Raw genomic sequence first — 296 nt, forward strand, 5'->3', positions numbered from 1 at the left:
CCATAGAATTTTTTCACAAACATCTGCTTCAATTCATATAAAGCTAACTTAACCAAAGGAATCGACTTTTTCCATTTATTCTTCTCTATCCCGCTTACTTCTTCATCTTTTATCTGAGTATGATAGGCATCTATAAATAGGGCAAACATATCTGATGGTAATTCTTTTATCTCCTCTATTTGTTCTGCTGAGTAGGGAAGATTCATTGACTGTAGCAGTGCCTTTATTTTATTTGGTGAGTAACTCACAAGATTGAGAATAAATTCCTGAAAACTCTCATTAGCTTTCTGCCATTC

1 pseudogene is annotated in these 296 nt (G+C 33.8%); it reads right to left on the minus strand.

Annotated features, from left to right (window positions below):
- Positions 1 to 296 (minus strand): annotated as a pseudogene (locus QI155_RS10990) (hypothetical protein); the annotation flags it as partial.

Source organism: Thermodesulfovibrio sp. 1176, from assembly GCF_029946585.1.
In the GTDB taxonomy this organism is placed as follows: domain Bacteria; phylum Nitrospirota; class Thermodesulfovibrionia; order Thermodesulfovibrionales; family Thermodesulfovibrionaceae; genus Thermodesulfovibrio.